The 24,292-nt window shown below is 47.7% G+C and carries 22 protein-coding genes, 2 tRNA genes, 1 rRNA gene and 2 pseudogenes; 10 read left to right on the forward strand and 17 right to left on the reverse strand.

Annotated elements, in window-relative coordinates; translation table 11 throughout:
* Both ADU23_RS33150 and ADU23_RS08340 read right to left on the reverse strand, forming a co-directional pair.
* Positions 1 to 1,562: pseudogene (locus tag ADU23_RS33150) on the reverse strand (hypothetical protein); the annotation flags it as partial.
* A 519-nt stretch (positions 1,563 to 2,081) separates the two neighbouring features.
* Positions 2,082 to 3,233 carry an HD domain-containing phosphohydrolase gene (locus ADU23_RS08340; protein ID WP_053373313.1) on the reverse strand — a complete coding sequence of 384 codons (1,152 nt, stop codon included), beginning with the start codon at positions 3,231 to 3,233 and terminating at the stop codon, positions 2,082 to 2,084.
* A 178-nt stretch (positions 3,234 to 3,411) separates the two neighbouring features.
* Between ADU23_RS08340 and ADU23_RS08345 the strand changes: the two genes are divergently transcribed.
* The 5 genes and pseudogenes from ADU23_RS08345 (at position 3,412) to ADU23_RS08365 (ending at position 6,529) form a co-directional block, all read left to right on the forward strand.
* A tRNA-Arg gene (locus tag ADU23_RS08345) sits at positions 3,412 to 3,488 on the forward strand.
* Between the two features lie 125 nt (positions 3,489 to 3,613).
* On the forward strand, positions 3,614 to 4,048 hold the full coding sequence (locus tag ADU23_RS08350; RefSeq protein ID WP_053373314.1) for a hypothetical protein: 435 nt from the start codon (positions 3,614 to 3,616) through the stop codon (positions 4,046 to 4,048).
* Between the two features lie 510 nt (positions 4,049 to 4,558).
* Positions 4,559 to 5,119 (forward strand): annotated as a pseudogene (locus ADU23_RS33485) (TerD family protein); the annotation flags it as partial.
* Positions 5,120 to 5,176: 57 nt separating this feature from the next.
* Positions 5,177 to 5,992, forward strand: a complete 816-nt coding sequence (locus tag ADU23_RS08360; RefSeq protein ID WP_053373315.1) for an AIM24 family protein — start codon at positions 5,177 to 5,179, stop codon at positions 5,990 to 5,992.
* Positions 5,993 to 6,199: 207 nt separating this feature from the next.
* Positions 6,200 to 6,529 carry a hypothetical protein gene (locus tag ADU23_RS08365; RefSeq protein ID WP_053373316.1) on the forward strand — a complete coding sequence of 110 codons (330 nt, stop codon included), beginning with the start codon at positions 6,200 to 6,202 and terminating at the stop codon, positions 6,527 to 6,529.
* Between the two features lie 60 nt (positions 6,530 to 6,589).
* On the opposite strand, the gene ADU23_RS08370 is transcribed toward ADU23_RS08365, so the two are convergent.
* On the reverse strand, positions 6,590 to 7,951 hold the full coding sequence (locus ADU23_RS08370; protein WP_053373317.1) for an FtsW/RodA/SpoVE family cell cycle protein: 1,362 nt from the start codon (positions 7,949 to 7,951) through the stop codon (positions 6,590 to 6,592).
* Entirely contained in the window at positions 7,948 to 8,280 is a 333-nt protein-coding gene (locus ADU23_RS08375; RefSeq protein ID WP_053373318.1) for a PadR family transcriptional regulator, read from the reverse strand. The genes ADU23_RS08370 and ADU23_RS08375 overlap by 4 nt, the downstream gene beginning before the upstream one ends.
* A 212-nt stretch (positions 8,281 to 8,492) precedes the next feature.
* Here ADU23_RS08375 and ADU23_RS08380 point away from each other — a divergent pair, with 212 nt between their 5' ends.
* On the forward strand, positions 8,493 to 8,849 hold the full coding sequence (locus ADU23_RS08380; protein WP_053373319.1) for a DUF4870 domain-containing protein: 357 nt from the start codon (positions 8,493 to 8,495) through the stop codon (positions 8,847 to 8,849).
* Between the two features lie 41 nt (positions 8,850 to 8,890).
* Here the strand turns inward: ADU23_RS08380 and ADU23_RS08385 are convergent, their stop codons facing one another.
* The gene (locus ADU23_RS08385) at positions 8,891 to 9,736 is read right to left on the reverse strand and encodes a MurR/RpiR family transcriptional regulator (RefSeq protein ID WP_053373320.1); all 846 of its coding nucleotides are present in this window, start codon (positions 9,734 to 9,736) and stop codon (positions 8,891 to 8,893) included.
* A gap of 251 nt (positions 9,737 to 9,987) precedes the next feature.
* On the opposite strand from ADU23_RS08385, the gene ADU23_RS08390 reads away from it, so the two are divergent.
* Genes ADU23_RS08390 through ADU23_RS08405 form a run of 4 tightly spaced genes read left to right on the forward strand, consistent with a single transcriptional unit; the run spans position 9,988 to position 14,305 of the window.
* Entirely contained in the window at positions 9,988 to 10,869 is an 882-nt protein-coding gene (locus ADU23_RS08390) for a hypothetical protein (protein ID WP_053373321.1), read from the forward strand.
* A complete protein-coding gene (locus ADU23_RS08395) occupies positions 10,866 to 12,701 on the forward strand; it encodes an ABC transporter ATP-binding protein (RefSeq protein WP_331459227.1) in 1,836 nt (611 codons plus the stop codon). Before ADU23_RS08390 ends, ADU23_RS08395 begins: the two co-directional genes overlap by 4 nt.
* Complete coding sequence (locus ADU23_RS08400; RefSeq protein WP_231637341.1) at positions 12,688 to 13,515, forward strand: energy-coupling factor transporter transmembrane component T family protein; 828 nt, start codon at positions 12,688 to 12,690, stop codon at positions 13,513 to 13,515. The genes ADU23_RS08395 and ADU23_RS08400 overlap by 14 nt, the downstream gene beginning before the upstream one ends.
* Before the next feature lie 31 nt (positions 13,516 to 13,546).
* On the forward strand, positions 13,547 to 14,305 hold the full coding sequence (locus ADU23_RS08405; RefSeq protein ID WP_231637342.1) for a PHP domain-containing protein: 759 nt from the start codon (positions 13,547 to 13,549) through the stop codon (positions 14,303 to 14,305).
* A gap of 168 nt (positions 14,306 to 14,473) precedes the next feature.
* Here ADU23_RS08405 and ADU23_RS08410 read toward each other — a convergent pair whose 3' ends face one another.
* The 12 genes from ADU23_RS08410 to rrf form a co-directional block, all read right to left on the reverse strand.
* Positions 14,474 to 15,535: a hypothetical protein gene (locus tag ADU23_RS08410; RefSeq protein WP_053373322.1), complete on the reverse strand. Its 1,062-nt coding sequence runs from the start codon at positions 15,533 to 15,535 to the stop codon at positions 14,474 to 14,476.
* A gap of 146 nt (positions 15,536 to 15,681) precedes the next feature.
* Positions 15,682 to 15,831: a small acid-soluble spore protein P gene (locus ADU23_RS08415; protein WP_053373323.1), complete on the reverse strand. Its 150-nt coding sequence runs from the start codon at positions 15,829 to 15,831 to the stop codon at positions 15,682 to 15,684.
* A gap of 27 nt (positions 15,832 to 15,858) precedes the next feature.
* Positions 15,859 to 16,032, reverse strand: coding sequence for a hypothetical protein (locus ADU23_RS33155; RefSeq protein WP_176707707.1), 174 nt, complete (start codon positions 16,030 to 16,032; stop codon positions 15,859 to 15,861).
* Positions 16,033 to 16,047: 15 nt separating this feature from the next.
* Positions 16,048 to 16,395 (reverse strand): hypothetical protein, encoded by a 348-nt coding sequence (locus ADU23_RS08420; protein WP_053373324.1) that lies wholly within the window; start codon positions 16,393 to 16,395, stop codon positions 16,048 to 16,050.
* A 125-nt stretch (positions 16,396 to 16,520) separates the two neighbouring features.
* Positions 16,521 to 16,609, reverse strand: a tRNA-Ser gene (locus ADU23_RS08425).
* Positions 16,610 to 16,692: 83 nt separating this feature from the next.
* Positions 16,693 to 17,979 (reverse strand): serine--tRNA ligase, encoded by a 1,287-nt coding sequence (gene serS, locus ADU23_RS08430; protein WP_053373325.1) that lies wholly within the window; start codon positions 17,977 to 17,979, stop codon positions 16,693 to 16,695.
* A 49-nt stretch (positions 17,980 to 18,028) separates the two neighbouring features.
* A complete protein-coding gene (gene pdxT, locus ADU23_RS08435) occupies positions 18,029 to 18,613 on the reverse strand; it encodes a pyridoxal 5'-phosphate synthase glutaminase subunit PdxT (RefSeq protein ID WP_053373326.1) in 585 nt (194 codons plus the stop codon).
* A gap of 77 nt (positions 18,614 to 18,690) precedes the next feature.
* Entirely contained in the window at positions 18,691 to 19,572 is an 882-nt protein-coding gene (gene pdxS, locus ADU23_RS08440) for a pyridoxal 5'-phosphate synthase lyase subunit PdxS (RefSeq protein ID WP_053373327.1), read from the reverse strand.
* Positions 19,573 to 19,701: 129 nt separating this feature from the next.
* Positions 19,702 to 20,991 carry a D-alanyl-D-alanine carboxypeptidase family protein gene (locus ADU23_RS08445; RefSeq protein ID WP_053377540.1) on the reverse strand — a complete coding sequence of 430 codons (1,290 nt, stop codon included), beginning with the start codon at positions 20,989 to 20,991 and terminating at the stop codon, positions 19,702 to 19,704.
* 188 nt (positions 20,992 to 21,179) lie between these two features.
* On the reverse strand, positions 21,180 to 22,637 hold the full coding sequence (gene guaB / locus ADU23_RS08450; protein WP_053373328.1) for an IMP dehydrogenase: 1,458 nt from the start codon (positions 22,635 to 22,637) through the stop codon (positions 21,180 to 21,182).
* 145 nt (positions 22,638 to 22,782) lie between these two features.
* Positions 22,783 to 23,976 (reverse strand): GNAT family N-acetyltransferase, encoded by a 1,194-nt coding sequence (locus ADU23_RS08455; RefSeq protein WP_053373329.1) that lies wholly within the window; start codon positions 23,974 to 23,976, stop codon positions 22,783 to 22,785.
* An 88-nt stretch (positions 23,977 to 24,064) separates the two neighbouring features.
* Positions 24,065 to 24,181 (reverse strand): 5S ribosomal RNA (rrf, locus tag ADU23_RS08460).
* Positions 24,182 to 24,292: the final 111 nt, after the last annotated feature.

Genomic DNA, 24,292 nt, shown 5'->3' on the forward strand with positions numbered 1-24,292 from the left:
GCTCCTGTTACACCTGTCGCTCCTGTCACACCCGCTGCTCCCGTTTCGCCTGTTGCACCGGTAGCTCCTGCCCCTGTTGCACCGGTTGCCCCAGTCGCTCCGCTAGCTGCAAGCAGCGTGTATGTCGGGGATGTACCCGGCGTACCAGTCGGCGGTGCTGCATTTACGATATAGGTGCTTCCGTTAAACGTAACCACTTGACCAACTGGATAACCAGGCGCTGCTAGTGGATCAAAGGCAACGACGCCGCCCAGACCTACTCCTGTTGCTCCTGTTGCTCCTGTTGCACCAACTCCTGTTGCTCCTGTCAAACCTGTCGTACCTGTTGCCCCAGTCGCTCCGCTTGCAGCAAGCAACGTGTATGTCGGGGATGTACCCGGCGTACCTGTCGGCGGTGCTGTATTTACGATATAAGTGCTGCCATTAAACGTGACCACTTGACCAACTAGATAACCTGGCGCTGCTAGTGGATCAAAGGCAACGATGCCGCTCAGACCTGCTCCTGTCTCACCCGTCGCTCCGGTTGCACCAACTCCTGTTGCTCCTGTCAAACCTGTCAAACCTGTCGTACCTGTTGCCCCAGTCGCTCCGCTTGCTGCAAGCAGCGTGTATGTCGGGGATGTATCCGGCGTGCCTGTCGGCGGTAATGAATTTACAACGTAGGTGCTGCCGTTAAACGTGACCACTTGGCCGATTGGATAGCCTGGTGCTGCCAATGGGTCAAAGGCAACAATGCCAGTCAAGCCTACGCCTGTTGGCCCTGGTGCTCCCGTTAATCCTCTTGCTCCGGCTGCAGCAAGCAGCGTGTAATCCAAAGAAGTGCCGGGTGTTCCCGTAGGAGAAGTTGTATTTACAATATACGTACTGCCGGCAAAAGTAACCACTTGGCCCACTTGATAGCCTGGTGCGGCAAGCGGATCAAAAGAAACTGAGCCATCTAAGCCAGCACCTGTTGCGCCCGTTGCGCCTCTTCCCGCAAGCATTGTGTAGTATGGCGATACACTGGGATCTCCGATTGGCGGCGCTGCATTCACGACATACGTACTGCCTTCGAATGTCACCACTTGGCCCAATAGATACCCAGATTCAGCCGCAGGATCAAATGCTACGCTACCAACTATCCCTACACCTGTTGCTCCTGTTGCTCCTACCAACCCTTGTATTCCTGTTGCCCCTACCAGCCCTTGTAAGCCTGTTGCTCCTGCCAGCCCTTGTGCGCCTGCTGCTCCGGTGGCCCCACGTACACCTTGCGCCCCTGCTTCGCCATTCGCTCCCTGGTAGCCCCTAGAACCTCTCGGTCCTCTATACCCTCTATATCCCCGTGGACCTCTCGATCCTTTTTTTCCATGATGATGCGGTTTTGGTTTTGGCCTTGGCTTTGGCTTGGGATGCGGATTTGGTCCATCCAAGCAATTTAATGCTTTATAGAGAATGTGTATGGAGTCCTTCACATCGTTTTGAGCGCGTTTAATTTTATTTTTGCGCGTTAAGCGTTTTGCCTTACGCAATTCAACAATTGCTAAATTTAATTTTCGCAGGCAGCCCGCCCGAAAATTAGCCACTCCTACGCACCTCCGTTAGTGCCTAGTTTAGGCTTTTTTCTCTGTTTGTTTTGAACGATGCAGCCGCATGAAGAAACTGCCTCATGTATTTGTTGCTTGGCATGTACGAAACGTTTTGTTTTAATAAGGCTTTTCGCTGATTGGAGCCTCAGAATCGCATCATTCAATCTTCGCGTCTGTACCTTTTTGTTCATGAACGTTGCCTCGCCTCCTGCAATAATTGTTAAAATCCGCTATTATCTGGTAACTCCCTGCAATAGCTAGATCAGTCTATGTCTAAAACATTTTTTGAACACGGTGTATACCTAGTCATAAGAGTAAAGTACAAGCAGCACTGCTTAAATCATGAAGCCAATATCAAAACTATTCCATTTTATGTAATATTGAGCCTAGAGCCAGGCACAGCTTGGTTCTAGGTTAAACATGGAGAACTGGTGAGGGATGTCGCCCTTCCATTCATATTTTGGGCATAAAAAAAGACCCCGAAGGATTTCTCCAACGAGACCTTGCCAACTTCATCTAATCGATTTCGGGAATATCGGCTTCACGATCCCTCACTTCCAGAATACGCGGCAGCTGCTCAAAGAACACATCAACCACCTTTGGGTCAAAATGGCGGCCGCGCTCATCTGCAATTAGCGCTAATATTCGATCCAGCGCCCAAGCCGATTTGTAGATACGTGAGCTGCCTAATGCATCAAAAACATCTGCAAGCGCCGTAATCCGCCCATATATATGTATTTCTTCACCCTTAAGAGCCTGCGGGTAACCCGATCCGTCCCATTTCTCATGATGCTGCAAAGCTACGATTGCCGCAGCCTGAAGCAGCTGCCGTTTGGAATTTCGCAGAAGCCGAAAGCCGATATCTGAATGCTGCTTCATCTGCTCGAACTCGTCATCAGTCAGCTTACCCGGTTTTTGTAAAATAGAATCAGGTATCGCTACTTTACCGATATCATGCATCGGCGAAGCATTGCGCAGCATGTCTGCCTCCGACTCGCTCATCCCTAGACCTAACGCCAATAGATAGGAATAATGAGCGACACGCTTAACATGATTTCCCGTTTCCTTCGAGCGGCCCTCGCCAATTTTGCCCATCGCAAGAATAATCTCTTTTTGCGTCTCAATGATTTCATCATGAAGCATGATCGATTCCAAAGATTTGCCTGAATACGATGCCGCAAGCGATAAATAATCCATATCCTGCGTCGAGAAGACCTGTTTCTCTGTCAGTTTATTAATGGCCTGATAAGCGCCGATAACCTCACTTTGATTGTTGCGGAAAGGAATCGTCATGATGGACTTTGTCCGATAACCGGTCTTCCGGTCATTATCCGGATTATGTCTGGGGTCCTCGTATGCATCATCGATAAAAATAGGCTCCCCCATGCTAATCGAGCTTCCCACAAGCCCGCTTCCAAAAGGAATGCGTATTTCGCCAACACCATGGGCAACTACCGTAAACAGCTCGCTACGCGTATTATCAATAAGCCATACGGTGCAGCGGTCGGCAACAACCATTTCTCTCCCCATATTCGCCATCAAAACAAGCACAGACTCCAATTTTTTCTCATTAGCAATTTTTGCTGTATATTCGAAGATCACCTTGAGCATTTGCTCAGGCGATAAGTCTAATTTATAAGAGTGGGGTTTATTGAAGTTTTGATGCATGCAGAGCACTCCTCCAGCCGTTCGAGCTCAATACCACTACAATTATTCGCCTTAATCGCCTTTAATCCTTCTATTCATGCCAAATTCAAGAAGTTTTTCGACAAAAAATGCAAAATCATCATCCGCATATGGAATGTTGCTTACTTAAAAGCGCACATGCTATAATAATTATTGTTGCGCGTCCGTAGCTCATCCGGATAGAGCAAACGTTTCCTAAACGTTAGGTGGGAGGTTCGAGCCCTCTCGGGCGCGCCATATCATACTTTCACACGACCTTCTACAATTTATTGTAGGAGGTTTTTTGGTTAAAAAAATGATAGGTTCGATCAGTTGACTACAGAACGTTTGTTCGCATATAATGTGCATGAGGTGATTTACATATGGCCATGCCGTTAATCGAGATAAACGATTCAGCTCTACACCGTCCACCTGCAAGCGAGGAGATCCAACTTATACACGACGCCATAATCCTTCCGTTAACACTCGTCGTCGTAGAACGCAATAGGCGCGAGCTGGACCGTAAAGCACGAGCACTACGTTCTATCTTCGCTAAAGCAGCAGCTATTGTCATGTTGCAAATTAAAGCTGATTTGACGACGAACACGAAGGTACTGATCCGCAAAGGCATTACCGTTTGTTTAGACAACAGCTCCAGCGGCAATGTGAGCTATCGCTATAATTGCCGTGGATTCGAAGCAGCAGCAGCCTTCTCACACGAATACATACGCAATGAAATAAATAGACGGATATCAGCCTATAACGCTGATATTTTTACTAAGGATGCTTCTGCTCGCTCTATCATAAACCGCATATAATCGGCATTCAGTCCCTCATAAAGTCTCGTAAATCAGCGGGGCTTTTTTGTTGCCCATGCCCATACCTCGTCTTTCGACAAAATAGACGAAATAATCAAGTAACATCTTTTATTTCAATCTGCTATACTACAAATAGTTTCATATACTTCTACAAAAGATACAAATTCCCCCAACATTAATTGACAAAAAAATTGATTTTTATCACGTTTTGAGGAGGCAGTTAGCATGGGCATTAATTTTAATTCATCAGGTGGTCAATCAAACGTTCTTGGAGGCCAAGGAGGCATTCAACAGGGCGGCATTCAACAAGGTGGTATCCAGCAAGGCGGCATTCAACAAGGCGGTATCCAACAGGGCGGCATCCAGCAAGGCGGTATCCAACAGGGCGGCATCCAGCAAGGTGGCATTCAACAAGGCGGTTTCCAGCAAGGAGGCTTTCAAGGCGGTGCGCCTAACAACGCTTTCGGCTCAGCACCCGCTCCACAAGCTAGCCCTGGCGGCGGTCTTGTCCTCACTAAAGGACAGAAGCTGGACCTCACCAAAAACAATGCCGGACTTGATTTTCTGAAAATCGGCCTTGGCTGGGACACCAACAACCTGCAGGGCCAAAGCTACGATTTGGACGCGGAAGTATTTTTGCTGGGACAGACGAATACAGTGCCTACATCCAGCCATATCGTATTTTATAACAATCTAGTAAGTCCGGATGGCTCTACGCGCTACAAAGGCGATAACCGCGACGGTCAAGGAGCAGGCGATGACGAATCGGTTGAGATTCAATTATCAAGAGTATCCCTTGATATTCAAAAAATTGTGTTTACGGTAACCATCGACGAAGCTATTCGCAAAAACCAAAACTTTGGACAAGTGTCCAATGCCTATATCCGTGTTGTAAACCAAGCAAACGGAGCAGAGATTTGCAGATTTGATCTATCTGAGGACTATTCAACCTCTATCTCTATCCTGGCAGGCGAGGTGTATCGCCACGGAAACGAGTGGAAATTTAATGCAATCGGCACCGGCTTGACGCTTGATCTAGCAGGCATCTGCGCGCATTACGGTGCAATGTAACAAACTTATCATTAAGATAATAGCATTTTATTCATCTATAATCGGAGGTTTCCCGTTATGCCATTTCAATTTCAAGTAGAACGCGAGTTGTTCCTAAAAGCAGAAGGACAAGGCCAATTTTTCGCCAAAAAGGGTTCTATGGTAGCAGACCAAGCCTATAACAGTAAATTCAAATATTCCAAACGTCTGCTAGGAACGAACTCAGGCAATATTGTCGGCCAAGTCATCAATCATGGCATGCGCAAGATTTCAGGAGAAAACCTTGAGATTATGGAAGTTGAGGGGCAAGGAACAGTCTATCTGGCTGATCAGAACTCACATATTACGATCATTAATTTGGAGCAAGGCGGCCCTTGGCAAAGCGTGAGCGTTGAAAGCGAGGATTTGCTTGCATTCACGGAAACTTGTCATTATGGCGTTACGATTATTGGGACAGGCGTACTCTCCCAGCGCGGTCTATTTACTTCCAAGCTCTCCTACAACGGCCAAGGCGCACAGGTAGCGGTTAAGACAAACGGAAACCCGCTTGTCCTGCAAGGTCCTTGCCGAGTAGACCCCGACGCGATCGTTGCATGGACAGGTCCTTCTCCAAAGGTCAAAATTGATGTGAACTGGAAAACGTTAATCGGCCAAACTTCAGGGGAATCGTACATGTACGAATTCACTGATCCTAATCAGATCGTTATCATTCAACCATTCGAACGCGAAAGCGGCGTGAAATTCGGTATGGATGATAAGCGATACCAGCCACAGGAGCAAAGCAGCGCATTTGCCAACACGTTTGGCGGCAATCAAGGCCAAGGTCATGGACAATTGCAAAATCAGGATAGCGGTGGCGGTCTTGGCGGCATTATCGGTAAATTTTTAAAGTAAAAGATGATCCGCTTGGTTTTGATAGATTTCAGCCTTGCCTAATGGCAGGGCTTTTTTTCAGGAGCACATTCATTTGGAGCATGCGTGCTTTTCAAAAATATGCGACCTTCACGTTAATAGATTCGTAAAACCCTAAAAGCAAACAATAGACTGTTTTGACATACGCTGGTATGATTTTCGCTAGTCACCTAATTAGGAGGAATAAATATGAAGGCTGCAGGCACGCTGCTATTAGTAACTGCCATAATTGAAGCTGTTTTAGGCTTTCCCGTACTGGGGGGCACGTTGGTTATTTTTTCGGGCTACACCTTGTTGTTCGCAACGCTTGTTCTCCACATCGTAACATTGGTGCTTTGCTCGCAGCATAATAAGCCGATCGTAGGCAGCATTTTAGGCATTGTCACATCCGTGCTGGCTTGGATTCCAATCCTCGGAATGATTATGCACATTACGACGGCTGTATTTCTATTCATTGCTGTTTCCAAAAAAGATCAGCACGTCAATCCGCCATTCCCGCCCGCTCCGGGCAGCTTCTAATGACCAAAGAGGGCTATTCTAGCGTAGTTTTTTCTACGGTAAAATAGCCCTCTCTCTCGTTTAAGCGTGAACCTTGCTATCTATCTGGCTGATCATATGCCTTCTCCGGTGTACGCTCAAAATTAACCCCATAGCCATTAATTCGATAATGCCGTTTGTTCCGCCATAAGAGACGAATGGCATATTCGTTGCATTGATCGGCAGCAGCCCGAACGACATAAGTATGCTCCATATTAAATTAAACCCGATAATTGAAAAAATCCCTGTAACCATTCCTCTCGCATAGGAATCCTTCAATTCTCTAATTAACCGAATCGTCCTGACGATAAATAGCAGCGTAACCAGTATAATTGCTCCGCCAAATACCCATCCAAGGCTATAAATCAAATAAGTAAACAGCATTTCGCTTTGTATATACGGAAGTGAGTTAATCTGTGCTCCGAACCCTTGTCCCCACATGCCGCCTGAACGAATGGCCTCCATGGAGCGCTTAGCAGCATAGCCAATATCCGCATTCGCTGGATTTAGGAACGTCGTGTACCGCTCCCAGGCATTTTTATAACGATAAGGATCTAAGGTTATAAGCGCCGCGCCCACAGCGATAAATGAAGCTAGGCTAGCCATAACAAATTTGTATGCTTTTGCTACAAACAGCAGCATTATTATCAGAGCGAGCCCATATAGAGAAAAATCGTGAAGCGAATTCGCTTTGATATACAGGTACATGGGCACCAAAATATAAAAAAGAACCATTTTACCAAGCTGCAACGCCTTAAAATAACGGCCCTGTGTCCCCTTCTCCACCTGCCTGTTCATCAGCGTCCCCGCCAAAGCAATCATGAACAAATAGGGAGATATCCCGAAAATATCAAATGTGAACCCACCAACAACGATCCAGCTCCTCGCACCATTGACCATACTACCGATTTCCAAACAGGCTGCCATCAGCAATACAGTACCGCTATAAATATGCCAAGAATACTTCCGCAGTTTGCGATAATCCAAAAACCAAATCACAATGACCAGAATTACGCCAATCGCTGTGTAAAATGATTTATTAAAAAAGAAATGAATGTCGCGGTATGAACTATGCTCACTAAAAGCAATCTGCAATGCATACATAGCAAGCAGACCAATGCCAACCATAATAGCGACTAAGGCGGCTAAGCCCCATTCCGCCGCCGGCTTATGCGCGGCATGCAACTGCTTGCCGATTTGGTCAGGATCACCCATCTGCTCCAAAGCCTGGCGCGCAGCTTCTTCTACGGGCAGCCCCTCGCTGAGCTTATCCTCCACCAGCTCATCCAGATGGCTTGTAATCTCAAGCTCAATATCGGGATGCACATCTTTAGCTTCCACATGCCCGCACACACGCTTAACGTATTGCTTTAATGACTCATGCCGAATGCCGTCCTTACTCATGCATGGCCCTCCCCGATCACGCGGTCCACCGTCGTTCGAAAAAGCGTCCACTCCTGCTTTTTCTCCTCCAGCTGTCCTTTGCCGCGCTCTGTAATGCGATAATATTTGCGCTTTCGGCCGCCTTCCTCGTTCCAATACGATTCAACGAGCCGCTCCACCTCGAGCGTATGTAAGATCGGATAAAGCGTTCCTTCCTTGAAGGTAAATACGCCGCTTGAGCTTCTCTCGATTTCTTTGGTCATTTCATAGCCATACATCTCCTTGCGCTCAAGCAGCGTCAGAATTAAAATAACGGTGCTTCCCTTCATAAGCTCTTTATTAATCTTCATGGTTTCCTCCTTTATTAGTATCGATTTTCTATGCATCGAATATCTATGTATAAGTATATAATTGTCGCTTGCCGATTACAACCCATTTATGGTTAATGATTGCCATTTGAACGATTCGTTGATATATTTATGCATATCTTTTGGTCCAGTTAACGTATAAGTACATAAGTTGTTTTAATGAGCTGTGTTCTATAAAAGGGAGGCAATATATAATGAATCAACCATTTGGGCTTCATAAAGAGGAAAGAACGTACGGCATGCTCTGCCATTTGCTCGCTTTCAGCGGCTTCATCATTCCGTTTGGCAACATACTTGGTCCACTTATCGTTTGGCTCATGAAGAAGGACCAATCCAGCTATGTGGATATGCACGGCAAGGAATCACTCAATTTTCAGATCAGCAATGCGATTTACACCATCGTTTCCAGCTTGCTTATGTTTGTACTCATCGGTTTTATTACCACCCCGATTTTGTTTATTCTCTGGATCGTGTTTACGATCATCGGCTCCATTCGGGCATCCGAAGGGAACGGCTACCGTTACCCGCTCACGATTCGTTTTCTCAAATAATAGCAAAAAGGCGCTGGAACCAACGGGTTCCAGCGCCTTTCTCATTTGGGAAGCTGTGAAGCATACTTTTTTCGCAGCGCGTGCAAGCGATCAAGCTTATCCAGCGCTTGATTCCCGCGCCGCTTCGTTAAGGCCACCGATAAGGCGTCAATAAGTGCTACCGGGGCGGCCATCGAATGAAAGCCCTCAAGCTCGCCTCGATCCACCTGCAGCACCAGATCGCATTGCTCCAGCATATCCGATACGAGCAAATCCGTAATGAGCACCGCCGAGTAACCCGCTGTTTGAGCATGCTCAAGCAGTACCGTTAATTCAGGCGAGCGCCTCACAAAGCCGAACATAATTACCACATCCTCCGGCCCCGCATGTACAAGCGATTCCAGCAGCTCGCTGCCGCTGCCCGCCATTCCTTCTATTTGAACGCCTACGCGGTTCAACCGAAAGCGTATAAGCTCAATTAAGCTAATTGACGCGCCTGTTCCAAATACATAGACCTTCCTTGCACAATGAATAAGCTCTACGGCTTGATGGAACTGCTCCCGCTCCACCCGCTTCGAGGTAACCTCTATATTGGCTGACGCCATTTCGAGCATTTCCTGAACGACATCCGCCTCTTCATGGTCTACCTTATTCAAAATTTGCTTCATCTTGTGTGCTGGCGTCGCGTGCTCGCTTTGCAGCAGCTGTTTTTTGAAAGCTTTTAAATTAGCGAATCCGATCGTCCGCCAAAACCGTGACACCGTAGCTGTACTCACGCCCACCGCCTGAGCGATATCCTCCTCCGTGCAATAAGGAATTTGCTGCAGCGCTCCTACCACGTAGTTAGCAATCGATTGCTGACTCTTAGACATTTGATCCAAATCCATTTGCAAATGAAAAGCTGTCATACTTAGCTGCCTCCCTATCCATCCCCGCTAATTATTTTTCTAAAAGGAGTATATCACCTTTTTGCAAATAAATGATAATTTTATTTCATAATTTATTTTTTGTATTTTATTTTACATAAACCAAATAATTTGTTGATCAAGCGATAACATTTTAACTCTATATTTTAAAAGAATTCGCTTTGAAAATAGGCTTTGAATCGAGGCTTTCAAAACGAGCTCCGCCACACAAAACATGTATAGGAGGAATCACAATGGTAGCAGCGCCTAAGCGCCGTTATGAATTAACGCAATCTCAGAAGCTAATGGTATTCATACTATCGATGTCCTTGTACGGCATTTCCAACATGTTCTCCGAGCTTATCCCTGAGCTCAAGCTCGGCCCCATTGAACTGAAAGTCGAGTACTTCGCTTTTATTCCGCTAACCTTATGCATTTTGTTTAACCCGTTATACGCGGCTCTTGGCGCTTCCTTCGGCGAGGTCATTTTTGGCGAGCTGCTGCTTGGACAATTCGGCGGGCTCGGCGAGCTGGAGAAATTTATTGAGTTTACGCTTGCGATGTACATAGCCGGCCTGCTCGTCAGTGATCCTCGTAATCGCAAACAGCTCGCGCTCGCCTCATTTGTTGCCGTAGGCATTGACCAAATGCTTGGCGCCATCGTCGACATCGGTAAAGTGTGGTTTGGCATCGAGGAGCTTGAGGCTGTTCCCGGCATTCCAGAGAGCCTCCTGCTCATTGAGGGCGTAGGCTTCCTGAATGCGATGCTAATAACCGGCATATTTTTCTCCTTGCTGCCTACCTTATTTCTTGTACCGCGCCTCTATGGCAAAATCGAACCGCTTCTCGGCATCAAGCCGCGCGACAGCCGCGTTTCTGTTTCATTCGGCCAGCTCATGACGCCGCGCCTGCTGATTACCGCGATTGTATTCGTCTTTATCGCCGTAATCGCAGAGTTTCTAGCTGAATCCGACATTAACTTTGCGGTCTGGGAGCCGGAGTTTATCGAGCAATACGGCAGCGGCTTCATGTGGGTTAGCGTCACGGCTGCGGCGCTCGTCCTCATCATCACGTTATTCGCCGCATTCCGCGCCAAATCCAAAGCAGCAGCTGCATCGGGGGACATTAAGCTTTGACAACCACACTTGATCAGTTGACCCAGAAGGAGCCGCGCGAAGCGGCTCCGATCATTTCGCTGCAAAATGTTGCGTTTCAATATCCCGGCGCGGAAAGCATGGCGCTCCACAACGTCCATCTCACCGTTCAGCCCGGCGAATTCATAGCCATAGCCGGCACTAACGGCAGCGGGAAGTCCACGCTATGCAAATGCTTAAACGGCCTTATACCAAACTACTATGTCGGCGATTTAAGCGGCTCCGTCGAGATAGCCGGCCTTCAAGCTGCTAATGAAACCGTTTCTTCTTTGTCGCGGAAGGTAGCCTATGTGTTCCAGGATTTTGAGAATCAGCTCGTGCGGCCAACCGTCTTCGACGAAGCCTCCTTTGCCCCGCTTAATTACGGCTACGCCGATTATCGTGAGCGCGGGCTGCGCGCACTCGCCATGCTTGGCATTGAGCATTTGAAGGAGCAATGGATCTGGCAGCTAAGCGGCGGACAGAAACATCTGACTGCGCTGGCTGGCGCACTCTCGCTCGATCCGGAAATTATTATTGTCGATGAACCGGTAGCACAGCTAGACCCGTTCCACGCTAGGCTCATCTATGACAAGCTCAACATGCTAAATCAACAATATGGCAAGACCATTATCGTCATCGAGCATCATACCGAGTTTATTGCCGACTACTGCCATAAGGTCGTGCTCATGGATAGCGGTACGATTCGGTGGATCAAGCCCGTCCAAGAAGCATTATCGTCGATTGATGAGCTTGCTGCCCGCCATATTTTGCCGCCGCAGGTTACGCTCGCCGTACGTGATGCGGAAGCCGCGATGATGGTTGAGCAGCCGGATAACCGGCTATATCCCATTACGATTGACGAGGCTGTCCGTTATTTTGAGAGCAGAAGCGCAACGCCCGCGATCCTTACAGACGCTCCATGCGATAACGTTGAAGGAAATGCCGAAACATCAACTTCTCAGAAGCCGCTCGTTGCCTTCTCCAACGTGTCCTACGGCTACAAAACGATTACAAGAGAGATTCATCCCGTCATCCGGAACATGACGATCACCTTCCATGAAGGGGATCGCATCGCGCTTGTCGGCAACAATGGCGCAGGAAAATCAACGCTGCTCAAGCTTATATCGGGCATTAGGCGTCCGAATGCTGGACTTTTGGAAGTCTGCGGGCATCTCACCAAGCAGGCTTCGCCCGAGCTGCTTTCCGATTTTGTCTCCTATATATATCAGAATCCCGAGGAGATGTTTATTGAAGATTCCATCCGCAAGGATGTTGAATATTTTTTAAAAGCGCGCGGCAATGCCGATTACCGCCCCTTTGTCGATGAGATTATCGAACGGCTGCGGCTTACCCCGTTGCAGGATCGCGATGGCAGGCTGCTAAGCGGCGGGCAGCAGCGCAGAGCGACGCTCGCTATCGGCCTTGTGATGCGCCCAACCGTCATGCTGCTCGATGAGCCGACGGCAAGCCTTGATGCAGCAAGCCGCCGTGAAATGACCGACATGCTTGCGCAGCTGCATGATCACGTAAAGACGACGATCATTGCCACGCATGATATGCAGCTGGTCGCCGAATGGGCGAATCGGGTCATCGTCATGCATCAAGGGCAGGTTGCGCTGGATACCGACCAACGCTCCTTATTCCGTCACGTTGCCGTCATAGAGCAAGCAGGGCTCATTGCACCGCAAATTACGCTGCTTAGCCAAAAACTCGGCTTGGAGCCGCCATGCCTTTCCGTGGCAGAATTCACAGAGCGTTTCACCGGCGGCCAGATATCATCCTCAAATAAAAGCCAATGGAGCAAGGAGGGTTTTACGATTGGAAGCACTTAAGCAAAGCGTGATCGACAAGCTGAGCGTGGAGCAGATAAAGATTGAGCTGATGCGTACCGCATTCGGCAGGCAATCGACCTTGCTGTCACGTTTTGATCCGCGCATCCTTATCATTTGGTATTCCTTCTTCGCCGTAGCGCCATGGTTTATTCATAATAAAGTGGTTCTGCTAGGCATGCTGATTCCGATGATCGGTCTTACGCTATCGTCTAAGGTAAGCCCGCTCGTTTTAATCATTATGGGCATTGGACTTGTCAGTGAGATCAGCTATATTTTCTTCGGATCGCTCTTCTTCGGCGGAAGCCTTGCCGCTGTATGGCCGCTCCTGACGCTAACGTTAAAAATATTGCTCATCTCGCTAGCCAGCATCGCGGTTTTCTCCAGCATGGACCCCGAGAAGCTGAGCGATGCGCTGCTTAGTATGGGCATGCCTGGGCAATTCAGCTTTGGCGTCTCCTATGGCTACCGGATGCTTCCGATCCTGATCGAGGAGTACCATAATCTGATCCACTCCTTCAGATTGCGCGGACGGGCGCCCCGGAGGAAAGGTTTCCTGCACATCTACTCACTCATCTATATGGCTAAAATCGGCGTACGCGCTTTTTACCCGCTTATTCTGAATACAGCTAAGCGAACGAGGACGACGGTTGAGGCGTTAGAGGTACGAGGATTTACTTACGCGTTGGTCAGCCCCGAGGCAAAGAAGCTTAAGCTGTCGCATATGCGGGTTCGGCCGCTCGACTTCGTCTTTCTAGGCTGCTCCGTGCTGTACATGGTCGCGCTAGGCAGTCTCGGACGATTCATTTCTCTCTAAAAACAATCACTTTTTGAATGGGGATAACACGATGATGAACATCGATTTGCATACGCATGGCAAGCTCTCGAAAAAAACACATTTTTCAATGGAATACTTTCTTTCCATGGCTCGCGAGGCGAAGGAAAACGGACTGCAGGCCATAGCGCTGACCGAGCATTTTAACACGCTGAATTTTACCGATATGCTGGATCAGCTGGATCAGCATTTTGACTATCAGCATGATTATTATATGGTGGAAGGGCTTAAGGTTTTTTCCGGCATGGAGGTGGATGTAGCGAATAAAGGCCATATTTTGATCATTGGGAATCGCGTTATGATACGGGATCTGCGCCAGCAGCTTGAACCGCATACGGCAAAGGACAGCTTCATGCAGCTAGAAGAGCTGCTTAACCGTACGGATGGTTATCCAGTGCTACGTATTGGCGCACATCCAATGAGAGAGAGCACGCCGCTCACGCATCATGCTGCCGAGACGCTGCAGCGCCTCGACGCGCTTGACGTGAATGCGAAGGATTTGTTCCAATACGGCTTCGGCATGGCGGATGAAGTTCGGCAATTTGCAGATCAGCTAGGCCTGCCTGCCATTGCGGGGAGCGACTCCCACCAGCCTCTCCAGTTCGGCAGCGTATTGAACCGGCTGGACAACAATTGCGATACGGCCGAGCAGCTGCGCAGCGAATTACTAACCGGTAATTACCAGCTCGAAATATCCGCCTGCTTGAACGTTAAGGTAAAAGCAGCCCAAATGATGAAGGAGCTTCTCAAAAAATCGATGGTAGTCGCTTAGCGTACCGGCATTAGCAAACATTCATCAGGCGTACGATTAGCGGTAACTCACAGGGCGCGATGCCCACACTTGTATTATTATAGATTCTCTTTTCCCTAAAATAAAACAAGCCCGTAGAAGCTTTAATGCTTCTAAGGGCCTTTTTTTAAAAATGCAGCGTTGGACGATTTACAGCCCAGCCGGCGTTTGGAACATTTGTGTCAGCTCATCAAGCGTAATCGCGTCAGTCGGAATTTCGTTTGCGAAGCTCGGCGCTTTATTGATATCCGAGTAAGCAACATCATAATGAAGGCCAAGCTTCATATTTTGTCCGCTCTCTTTATCCGATGCTTCTACACTGATTTTGCCTGCTTGGTAAGAAAGATATCCATCGGTAATCGCAGCAGTTACTTTCAGCGACTTCGCTTTGACATCATTTTTGAGCGTATTTAGTATATCCGATTTGTTTGTCTCAAGGTCTTTCTTCATTTTCTCAACGTCAGCCTTCTCCAAGTTCAGCGATTTCAAAGATGCTTCGTTTTTAAGGAGAACGTCAAGCACCTCGGGCAGCACTTGGTTAACGATCGTGTCGACCGTTGCCGGGTAATTGGCTTCGTTAATTTCAAAAGAAATGATTTGGTCTGGCTTCAAATCGGCAGGCAAACCGGCCTCTTCTGCTTTTGGCTCGCTAAAATAGGTTTTCTCGTCAAAATGCTTAAGCAGCACTTCGCTAATTTCTTTGCCCAGCTTCTGCTGCTTTGCAAGATCAAGCGCTCCAGCTGCGCCTTGCTGCTCTGCAAGCTCCTTAAGATCAATCTTGATGAACTTGCCCGTTATCGTCTCCGGCAGCGGAAGCATCGGAATTTGCGGTATTTTCACATATAGCGTTTCTTCTGTCAAAATCATCGGTACCGTCAGCTTCATTTCCATGTCGCCTGGCAGTACGATTTCCATGTTCATATCGGTGCGTAGCGGCTTCTTCTGATAAACAGCATCGACGGTTATCGTCGCATCTTTAATCATACCGACAATTGCAGCAGTTGCAGCTGCGTCTCCCTGCATCGCTGCATCTTGTGGAATTTCCAGCTCATCTAACCCAAATGACATTTTAACTGCGTATGAGTCCGCTTCTGCGATTTTAGTCATAGCCGATTGCACAGCTTCCTTCGGCGGTTTTCCCGAGCTGCAGCCTGCAATTACGACTAAAATAACGGCTAACAAAAGAACCGCTATTTTCTGTACCTTCTTCATGTAAAATGTTCCTCCCCTATCTTTTTATAAGCACCTCCATTCTATACTATAAAAGCCCCTTTTAGAAGTTATCTCCAAAAAATCCCGTTTCAGCATACTGAAACGGGACGTTTGATCTATACAATTCAGGGACTTTCGTTTGATGATTATCCCTGTGGGTTATGATGATCCACATGATTACGCTGCTTCGTTTTTTTAGAGCCGGATAACGGCTCCTGCTGCCCGCCGTTGTCCTGCTTAGACCGATTGCTCTGAGGATTGCTGTCCGGCACTGGCACGCTGTCTGGCTTTGACATTCGAAATTCCTCCTTCGCGTTATTTCCTTACCTCTGATGCTCCATATCCACCGGCGCATCATGGTTCATGGCGTCCTGATTGCGCCTATCGTTTTTATCCTGCTGCAGCTGCTGCGCCTGATGGCTGTTAACCGGCTCTGTTTCGAGGGCTTCCACGACATTCGATAAATTTTTATCGGCGGTTCCTTTTGCTTTCGTCATAAGTGATGGTCTCCTCTATACATGCGTCAAGCGTTGCAGCGCTTGTGCACATTCATGCAGATGTCTGGTGTAATCCTGTATTAGCTCCTGAATGACGTCTCCTCGTTCATCGACAGAAACCTTATCCTTCTCCACGTCAATAAACTCGACCTTCACTTCGCGGCTATCTACATAAGTAACTTTAAAATCAAACGAATACATCTGATGGCCAGCCGTATCAATCGTCACGCGCAACGATTTCGAATCGGCCTCATCCGGCAGCACCTTGCATCGATCAGCGCTATTCAGCGTCTCCGGCAAGGTTTGACGCCAAGCATCTGCTAAGTTTTCCTGATTCATTTGCAGCTCATCTGATTTGCCCATTAGTTAAAGCACCTCCACACCGTATAACATGCGAAGCACGACATCATTTTATACGAGATGAGAAATAACAAAAAAAGCCCAAACGCTAGGCGTCCGGGCTTGTTCATATGCATCTGGTAAAAATATGGAGGAGAGAGTGGGACTCGAACCCACGTGAGCTTGCGCTCTAACAGTTTTCAAGACTGCCCCGTTATGACCGCTTCGGTATCTCTCCATCATTCAATTGTCACAAGAAATATTGTACCACAGGCCAAAATAAAGATGCAACCCTATTTTGGCCATATGGCAAAATAATTTTTAAAGCTTAGCCGCTTCGATTGAGCTGATTCCACCCATATACGGACGCAATACTTCCGGAATCGTTACCGAGCCGTCAGCTTGTTGGAAATTTTCGATAATTGCCGCAAAAGTACGGCCCACCGCAAGTCCAGATCCGTTTAGCGTATGCACAAACTCCGGCTTGCTCTTCAAGTCTCTGCGGAAACGAATGCCCGCACGGCGCGCTTGGAAATCCTCTACATTCGAGCATGACGAGATTTCGCGGTACGTGCCTGCGCTTGGCAGCCACACCTCAAGGTCATACGTTTTAGCCGCTGTAAAGCCCATATCGCCCGTACAAAGCGTCAGAACACGGTAAGGCAAGCCTAACAGCTGCAAAACCTTCTCGGCGTTAGCGGTCATTTTTTCAAGCTCATCGTAGGAATCCTCTGGCTTCGTCAATTTGATCAGCTCAACCTTGTTGAATTGATGCTGACGAATCAAGCCGCGCGTATCGCGTCCAGCGGAGCCCGCCTCCGAACGGAAGCATGAGCTGTAAGCCACAAAGTACTTAGGAAGCTCGTCCGCCGGCAAAATCTCTTCGCGATGCAGGTTCGTAACCGGAACCTCAGCCGTTGGAATAAGGAAGTAATCCGAATCGGAGATTTTGAACAAATCCTCTTCGAACTTCGGGAGCTGTCCCGTACCAACCAAGCTATCGCGATTAACGATATACGGCGGCAAAATTTCTTCGTAGCCGTGCTTATCGCTATGCAAGTCCATCATAAAGCTAATGAGCGCACGCTCAAGACGCGCACCCAAGCCGCGATAGAAGGTAAAGCGCGAGCCCGTTACCTTCGCGGCGCGTTCGAAGTCCAAAATGCCAAGCGACTGAGCAAGCTCCCAATGCGGCTTAGGCTCAAATGCAAAGCTTGGCACCTCGCCGTGTTTGCGAAGCTCTACATTATCTTCCTCCGACTTGCCGATTGGCACGCTATCGCTAGGAATGTTCGGAATCGCTTGCGTTAGCTCAATTACTTGAACATCCAGTTCACGAAGCTCATCGTCGAGCTCTTTAATGCGGTCGCCTACTTCTCTCATCTCGATGATGAGAGATTCTGCGTCCTCGCCTGTTCTCTTGAGCTTAGCTACTTCCTGCGAAACCGTATTGCGGCGGCTTTTCAGGTTTTCCGTCTCTTGAATAAGATCACGGCGCCTCGTATCGAGCTCAGGAAATTTGGCAATAAGGTCAAGCGAAGCTCCGCGGTTAGTCAGCGCTGTCTCAACCTTCTCAAACTCGTTTCTTAACAACTTCACATCCAGCACGTTTCAAAAGCCCCTCTCTGAAGGGAGTAATTTTATTATTGTAAATGCTCTATTCCTTGCCTGCGGCTGCTTCCTTCACCATATCGACGAAGTAAGCATGCAGCCTGAAGTCATCCGTTAGCTCCGGGTGATAAGAAACCGCAAGAAGATGTCCTTGTCTTGCCGTTACGATCTCATCCCTGTAAGTAGACAGTACGTCTACGTCCGAACCGACCTTCTTAATTAAAGGCGCACGAATAAAGACAGCCCGAACGGGCTCATCAATACCCTTTACCGATAAATCCGTCTCGAAGCTTTCCTGCTGGCGGCCGAACGCATTGCGCGCAACCGTCATGTCCATAAGGCGCAAATGCGCGTCCTCTTGGCCTTCGATTTCATCAGCCAGCACGATAAGGCCCGCACAAGTGCCGAACAATGGCTTGCCTTGCGCAGAGAAATCTGCGATTGCTTCCATAAAACCGTATTTCCGCATAAGCTTGCCGATTGTCGTGCTCTCGCCGCCAGGGATAACAAGCCCTTGCAGCTCATCAAGCTGCTCAACCCGCTTAACGGCGACCGCCTCTGCGCCCGCCGCTTCTAAGCTTCGTATATGCTCTGCCACTGCGCCTTGAAGCGCAAGAACACCTATCTTCATCGTTCTACTCGCCTTCCTTTACGGGCAAGGGCCGGCAGCGCTATACGCGCTAAGCCGGCACCTGCATATTACATCTATTAGATACCGCGGTCCTGCATACGCTCAGCAGAGTTAAGCTTGGAAATTTCGATACCCTTCATCGGTGCTCCCAAGTTTTTCGATACTTCTGCAATAAGCTTGTAATCCTGGTAGTGTGTAGTTGCTTCAACGATTGCGCGGGCGAATTTCTCAGGGTTTTCCGATGTGAAAATACCCGAACCAACGAATACGCCGTCTGCGCCAAGATGCATCATCAAAGCTGCATCGGAAGGTGTTGCTACTCCGCCTGCTGCGAAGTTAACGACCGGAAGCTTGCCTGTCTCATGAACGCCAAGAAGCAAATCGTAAGCTACGCCAAGGATCTTAGCCTCGTGGTACAGCTCGTCCTTCGACAAGCCTTGGATTTTACGAATTTGTCCGTTAATCAAGCGAAGGTGACGTACCGCTTCAACGATGTTGCCTGTTCCGGGCTCACCCTTCGTACGAAGCATTGCTGCTCCCTCTTGAATACGACGCAACGCTTCGCCAAGATCTTTTGCTCCGCAAACGAACGGAATTGTAAATTCTTGCTTGCTAATATGGAACACTTCATCAGCTGGCGTAAGTACTTCGCTCTCGTCGATATAATCAACACCCATTGATTCGAGTACTTTTGCTTCTACATAGTGGCCGATACGAGCCTTTGCCATTACTGGGATCGAAACAACTTTCATTACTTCTTCTACGATAGTCGGATCAGCCATACGAGCTACTCCGCCTGCTGCACGAATTTCAGAAGGAACGCGCTCAAGCGCCATTACCGCTGTTGCTCCTGCTGCTTCTGCTACTTTCGCTTGCTCGGCGCTCATAACGTCCATAATGACGCCGCCCTTTTGCATTTCTGCCATGCCGCGTTTTACGCGCGATGTACCTGTTTCCATGTTACAAATCCTCCTATTGTCATCCATTATAAATGTATATTACCGAAGTTGTTCTAACCATTGATTTTACAGGAACCAAGATTAATCGACAAGCCTTGATTTACTTTATTTCCTTGTTTCCTGCTCGGATTAGAACAAATTGACGATTCCATTAAATAAACCTGCGAAAAAATCGCCGATTGCGCGGAACATCAAGCGGAACCAGCCGGCCTTCTGCCCATCTTCTGTCGTAACGAGGTTAACGGTTTTCTTAAGCTCTTGCTTCGTCTCTGCATCCGTGTACTTGTACGTTACCGTACCCACGATCGTACCTACCGGAATAGGAGCTACAAGCTCAGCCTCTGGCTTCACCGTGTTCGCTACAACCTCAATCTTAGGCTCTACGCCCTTCTTAACCATAAACGTTATATCTTTTTCCGTTACAACAGGCAGGGTTTTCTTCTTACCCTTCTTAATCTTAACCGTTTTGACCGTTTCTACCACGGATTTTGGCGGAAGCACCGTCTTTTTCTCAAACGTGCTAAAACCATAGTTGTACATCTTTGCCGTTTCGTTAAAACGAGCGGACTTAGTCGCGGTATCCATAACGACGCTAATAAAACGTTGCTCGCCTTGCTTCACAGTGCCTGTGAAGTTGTAGCCTGCCGCGTTAATAAAGCCTGTTTTCATGCCGTCAACGCCTGGATAAGCTAAATGCTTAAGGCCAGTCTGATTCGTGTTCGTTCCAAGCATCCAGTTGATGTTGACGATCGGATCCTTGTCACGCTCACGGAATTTGTATTCCTGCAGCTTGGAGTATTCCAAAAACTCAGGATGCTTGCTCAAAATAATTTGTGCCAGCTTGCCCATATCGGATGCAGAAATGACTGTTGTCTCCGATAGGCCTGTTGCGCTTGTAAAAATAGCTGTCTTAAGGCCGAGCTGGTCGGCTACTTCATTCATTTTCGTAACAAATCCTGCTTCGCTTCCCGCAATCTTTGAGGCAAGCGCAATCGTAGCATCATTAGCTGAACCTACTGCCATAGCTTTATATAAATCTCTAACCGTATGTTGATCGCCTTGAGCTAGAAATACGGATGATCCATCCGGGGGAGTAGAAGCTGCTTCTGCGCTAGTCGTAATAACATCATCCCATGATAGACGATTATTCGATATTTCTTCAAGAACGATAAATTCCGTCATTAACTTGGTCATGCTTGCTGCAGGAAGCGGTTCCTCTGCGTTAACCTCATACAAGACTTGACCTGAATCTGCATCAATTAAAATAGCCGCTTTAACCTGTAAACCTAAAGAGTTTTCCGTGCTGGGTCTTCCTTCGTATCCCTTTGCCATAGCCACCGCAGAACCAAGCGACAGCATTACCAACCAAACCGCCAAACTTGCAGCGATGACCGACTTTAATCGAACCGGTCTTACCATTTCCTTCAACGTCGTCTCCCCTTTTCCCACTTGGTTTGTCCGTTGTTAATTGTAACATATCAAACCCCAACAATTAAACCTCTTGCAGGCGTTCAAAGAATGAGTAATCCTTCATAAAAAAACCAGACAAGATTAGCGGATGAACCGCCGCTTCCTGTCTGGTTTTGAAAAGTTTATTACATCTAATCTTATAGAGAGTAGTTAGGAGCTTCTTTCGTGATTTGCACATCATGCGGATGGCTTTCACGAAGTCCTGATCCCGTAATACGAACAAATTGTGTATCGTTCTTAAGCTCGTCCAGTGAAGATGTGCCGCAATAGCCCATACCTGAACGCAAGCCGCCAAGCAGTTGATGAACGGTGTCAGCAAGCGGTCCTTTGTAAGGAACACGGCCTTCGATGCCTTCCGGAACAAGCTTGTTCTCGTTCTCTTGGAAGTAACGATCCTTGCTTCCTTCCTTCATCGCGCCAAGCGAGCCCATACCGCGGTATACTTTAAAGCTGCGCCCTTGGAAAATTTCCGTTTCGCCCGGGCTCTCAGCCGTACCTGCGAACAAGCTGCCGATCATAATCGCGCTTGCGCCAGATGCGATTGCCTTCGTAATGTCACCGGAATACTTAATGCCGCCGTCTGCAATAACCGGAATATTGTATTCGCGAGCAACCGTCGCGCAATCGTAGATCGCAGTAATTTGTGGAACGCCGATACCCGCGATAACACGAGTCGTACAGATTGAGCCAGGTCCGATACCTACTTTAACAACAGATGCGCCTGCTTCAATGAGATCGCGTGTAGCGTCGCCAGTAGCAACGTTTCCTGCAATAATCGTTAGATCCGGGTAAGTAGCACGAAGCTTACGAACCGCATCCAAAATGTTAATGTGATGTCCGTGTGCCGAATCGACAACAAGAACGTCAATACCCGATTGTACAAGTGCTTCTGCACGGTCCATCGTGTCCTTCGAAATGCCAACTGCTGCTCCGCAAAGCAAACGTCCGTGTTGGTCTTTCGCTGCATTCGGGAACTGAATGGCTTTCTCGATATCTTTAATCGTAATTAGGCCTTTAAGCGTATTAGACTCATCGATAAGCGGCAGCTTCTCAATCTTATGCTTCTGTAGAAGCACTTCCGCTTCCTGCAGCGTCGTGCCTACAGGTGCCGTTACGAGATTGTCGCGAGTCATGACTTCATTTATTTTAATCGAATAATCATGTACGAAACGCAAATCACGGTTTGTCAAAATACCAACAAGCTTCTTGTCTTGGTCCACAATCGGTACACCGGAAATGCGGTATTTGCCCATTAGCTCTTCTGCGTCATAAACATGGTGATCAGGGGTAAGCGAAAACGGATTCGTAATAACACCGCTCTCCGAACGTTTTACACGGTCTACTTCCTCCGCTTGCTGTGCAATCGACATGTTCTTATGGATAATGCCAATACCACCCTCACGCGCTATTGCAATCGCCAATGCGGCTTCTGTAACGGTGTCCATACCTGCGCTAATGAGCGGAATGTTTAGCTTAATGTTCTCGCTTAATCGAATCGAGATGTCAACTTCTCTAGGCAGCACTTCTGATTTGCGCGGAATAAGCAGGACGTCGTCAAACGTTAGCCCTTCTTTGGCGAATTTCGTTTCCCACACGAGTATGTTCCTCCCTTAATTTTAAGTACATCTCACATATATTATTGCAATATTAGCAGAGGGGGTATAGGCTGTCAAGGCTGATAAATAGCTTTGTTATAACCACTTTATACTGTATTTGGGACATGCAAAGCATGCTATTTCTTTAGAAAAAATCAGGTAAATACGTTATTCGTTCGGGAATACGATCGTGTAAGCGTTTAATCCAAGCTATATCTCCTTCAATACGTCCTAATTCGGACAATTGCAGTGGTTTGAGGTACCCTAACAGCAAGGAGGTAAAAGTGCCAATATCGACTTTAATTGCACCATCTATTCTTTGATTATCTTCTAATCGACGAAGATTTGCCGTTCCAGATTGATCTATTTCAAGTAAATAGTACCCTTTATTCCATGGCGCATGCTCATCGGTAATCTCAATAGGGATGGCATCTTGACTAGCAGCGGTTTCAAAATCATAGCGGCTAACGAACCCCTCTGCATCTACTATACGGGCCATGAAATAAGGGATAACTTCCTGTTGGATTCTTGGATTATTCAGTAGATATGGAAGCATATCATCCGACGGTACCGTTATCGTAACTTCATTTATCATCGAATCATGCTGGGCAATAAATGACCACAAGGCTGCCCTCGATTCCTCATTTAAATAGATAAACTCATGAACGGTTAGCCGTTTGTTCTTCACTTCATAGATGACATAACCCTTCGGCGCACCGCTCTTATCGTGATAGAGAGCGATTTGGCCCGGCTTTCTCTTGCTAATTCGACCCTTCCACCATAGCTCCGTACGCTTCAATGTACCGTTATATTTTGATGCGTAGGCTTCATAAACCTCACTAAGTCGATTATAATCCCCGCTAAAGCGCTCCATTTGGCCTTCATACGCTATTCTTGCCGGCAGCAGCTCCGTCTTTATGGTATAGGCTTTATGTTCCGTATAGATCTCCCAGCCGAATTTCCGGTAAAAGCCAAAAGCGAATGGGCTGAGCATGGAAATAAGCTGCCCCTTATCCTTCATATCCTTTAAAGATAACACTAGCAACTTTGAAACTAAGCCCTGCCTTCTATACTCCGGCCAAGTCGCAACTCCGGCAACGCCGCCCATTGGAAATGCTTTTCCTCCGATATAGGTTTGCAAATCAAGGACCATAGTCTGCGCAGCAAATTTCTGATCAACAAAAGCGGCATAATAAGCGGCTGGCTCATCCATAAAGCTCATTCTTGACTGCTCAAGCGCTTCAGCAGAATACTCATATTGGAAAGCAAATTGCACCAATGCCATGCAATCGTTAAATTGCTCTGCACCCATACGCTTAATTTCAATTGCTTTTTCCACTTTCAAAACCCTCCTTTTGCTTGATCTCCTTATCATACCGTAAAAACAACAAAAAAACCTATCGCATTACATGCGATAGGTCTCTCGTGCTTGGCGACGTCCTACTCTCCCAAGACCCTGCGGTCTAAGTACCATTGGCGCTGGAGGGCTTAACGGTCGTGTTCGGTATGGGAACGCGTGGTTCCCCTCCGCCATCGCCACCAAACGTAGCGTGTTGCACGCTGAAAACTGGATACGAAAGATTAGGTTTGCTGAAAACCTCTTTAACTGTGTCTGCTGGATGTATGGGTCGCAGCAAACGGTTTTAGGATAAGCC

The sequence above is a fragment of the Paenibacillus sp. FJAT-27812 genome (genome assembly GCF_001273905.1).
Classification (GTDB): domain Bacteria; phylum Bacillota; class Bacilli; order Paenibacillales; family Paenibacillaceae; genus Pristimantibacillus.

Bases quoted from the DNA above. Each gene is read 5' to 3' on its own strand.
- ADU23_RS08360 (WP_053373315.1), top strand. From the start codon at position 5,177: ATGCCATTTCAATTTCAAGTAGAACGCGAGTTGTTCCTAAAAGCAGAA.
- ADU23_RS08380 (WP_053373319.1), top strand. From the start codon at position 8,493: ATGAATCAACCATTTGGGCTTCATAAAGAGGAAAGAACGTACGGCATG.
- ADU23_RS08350 (WP_053373314.1), top strand. From the start codon at position 3,614: ATGGCCATGCCGTTAATCGAGATAAACGATTCAGCTCTACACCGTCCA.
- pdxT (WP_053373326.1), bottom strand. From the start codon at position 18,613: ATGAAGATAGGTGTTCTTGCGCTTCAAGGCGCAGTGGCAGAGCATATA.
- ADU23_RS08340 (WP_053373313.1), bottom strand. From the start codon at position 3,233: ATGCATCAAAACTTCAATAAACCCCACTCTTATAAATTAGACTTATCG.
- ADU23_RS33155 (WP_176707707.1), bottom strand. From the start codon at position 16,032: ATGACGAAAGCAAAAGGAACCGCCGATAAAAATTTATCGAATGTCGTG.
- ADU23_RS08420 (WP_053373324.1), bottom strand. From the start codon at position 16,395: ATGGGCAAATCAGATGAGCTGCAAATGAATCAGGAAAACTTAGCAGAT.
- ADU23_RS08405 (WP_231637342.1), top strand. From the start codon at position 13,547: ATGATGAACATCGATTTGCATACGCATGGCAAGCTCTCGAAAAAAACA.
- ADU23_RS08385 (WP_053373320.1), bottom strand. From the start codon at position 9,736: ATGACAGCTTTTCATTTGCAAATGGATTTGGATCAAATGTCTAAGAGT.
- ADU23_RS08370 (WP_053373317.1), bottom strand. From the start codon at position 7,951: ATGAGTAAGGACGGCATTCGGCATGAGTCATTAAAGCAATACGTTAAG.
- ADU23_RS08375 (WP_053373318.1), bottom strand. From the start codon at position 8,280: ATGAAGATTAATAAAGAGCTTATGAAGGGAAGCACCGTTATTTTAATT.
- ADU23_RS08390 (WP_053373321.1), top strand. From the start codon at position 9,988: ATGGTAGCAGCGCCTAAGCGCCGTTATGAATTAACGCAATCTCAGAAG.
- ADU23_RS08445 (WP_053377540.1), bottom strand. From the start codon at position 20,991: ATGGTAAGACCGGTTCGATTAAAGTCGGTCATCGCTGCAAGTTTGGCG.
- ADU23_RS08365 (WP_053373316.1), top strand. From the start codon at position 6,200: ATGAAGGCTGCAGGCACGCTGCTATTAGTAACTGCCATAATTGAAGCT.
- pdxS (WP_053373327.1), bottom strand. From the start codon at position 19,572: ATGGAAACAGGTACATCGCGCGTAAAACGCGGCATGGCAGAAATGCAA.
- ADU23_RS08410 (WP_053373322.1), bottom strand. From the start codon at position 15,535: ATGAAGAAGGTACAGAAAATAGCGGTTCTTTTGTTAGCCGTTATTTTA.
- ADU23_RS08415 (WP_053373323.1), bottom strand. From the start codon at position 15,831: ATGTCAAAGCCAGACAGCGTGCCAGTGCCGGACAGCAATCCTCAGAGC.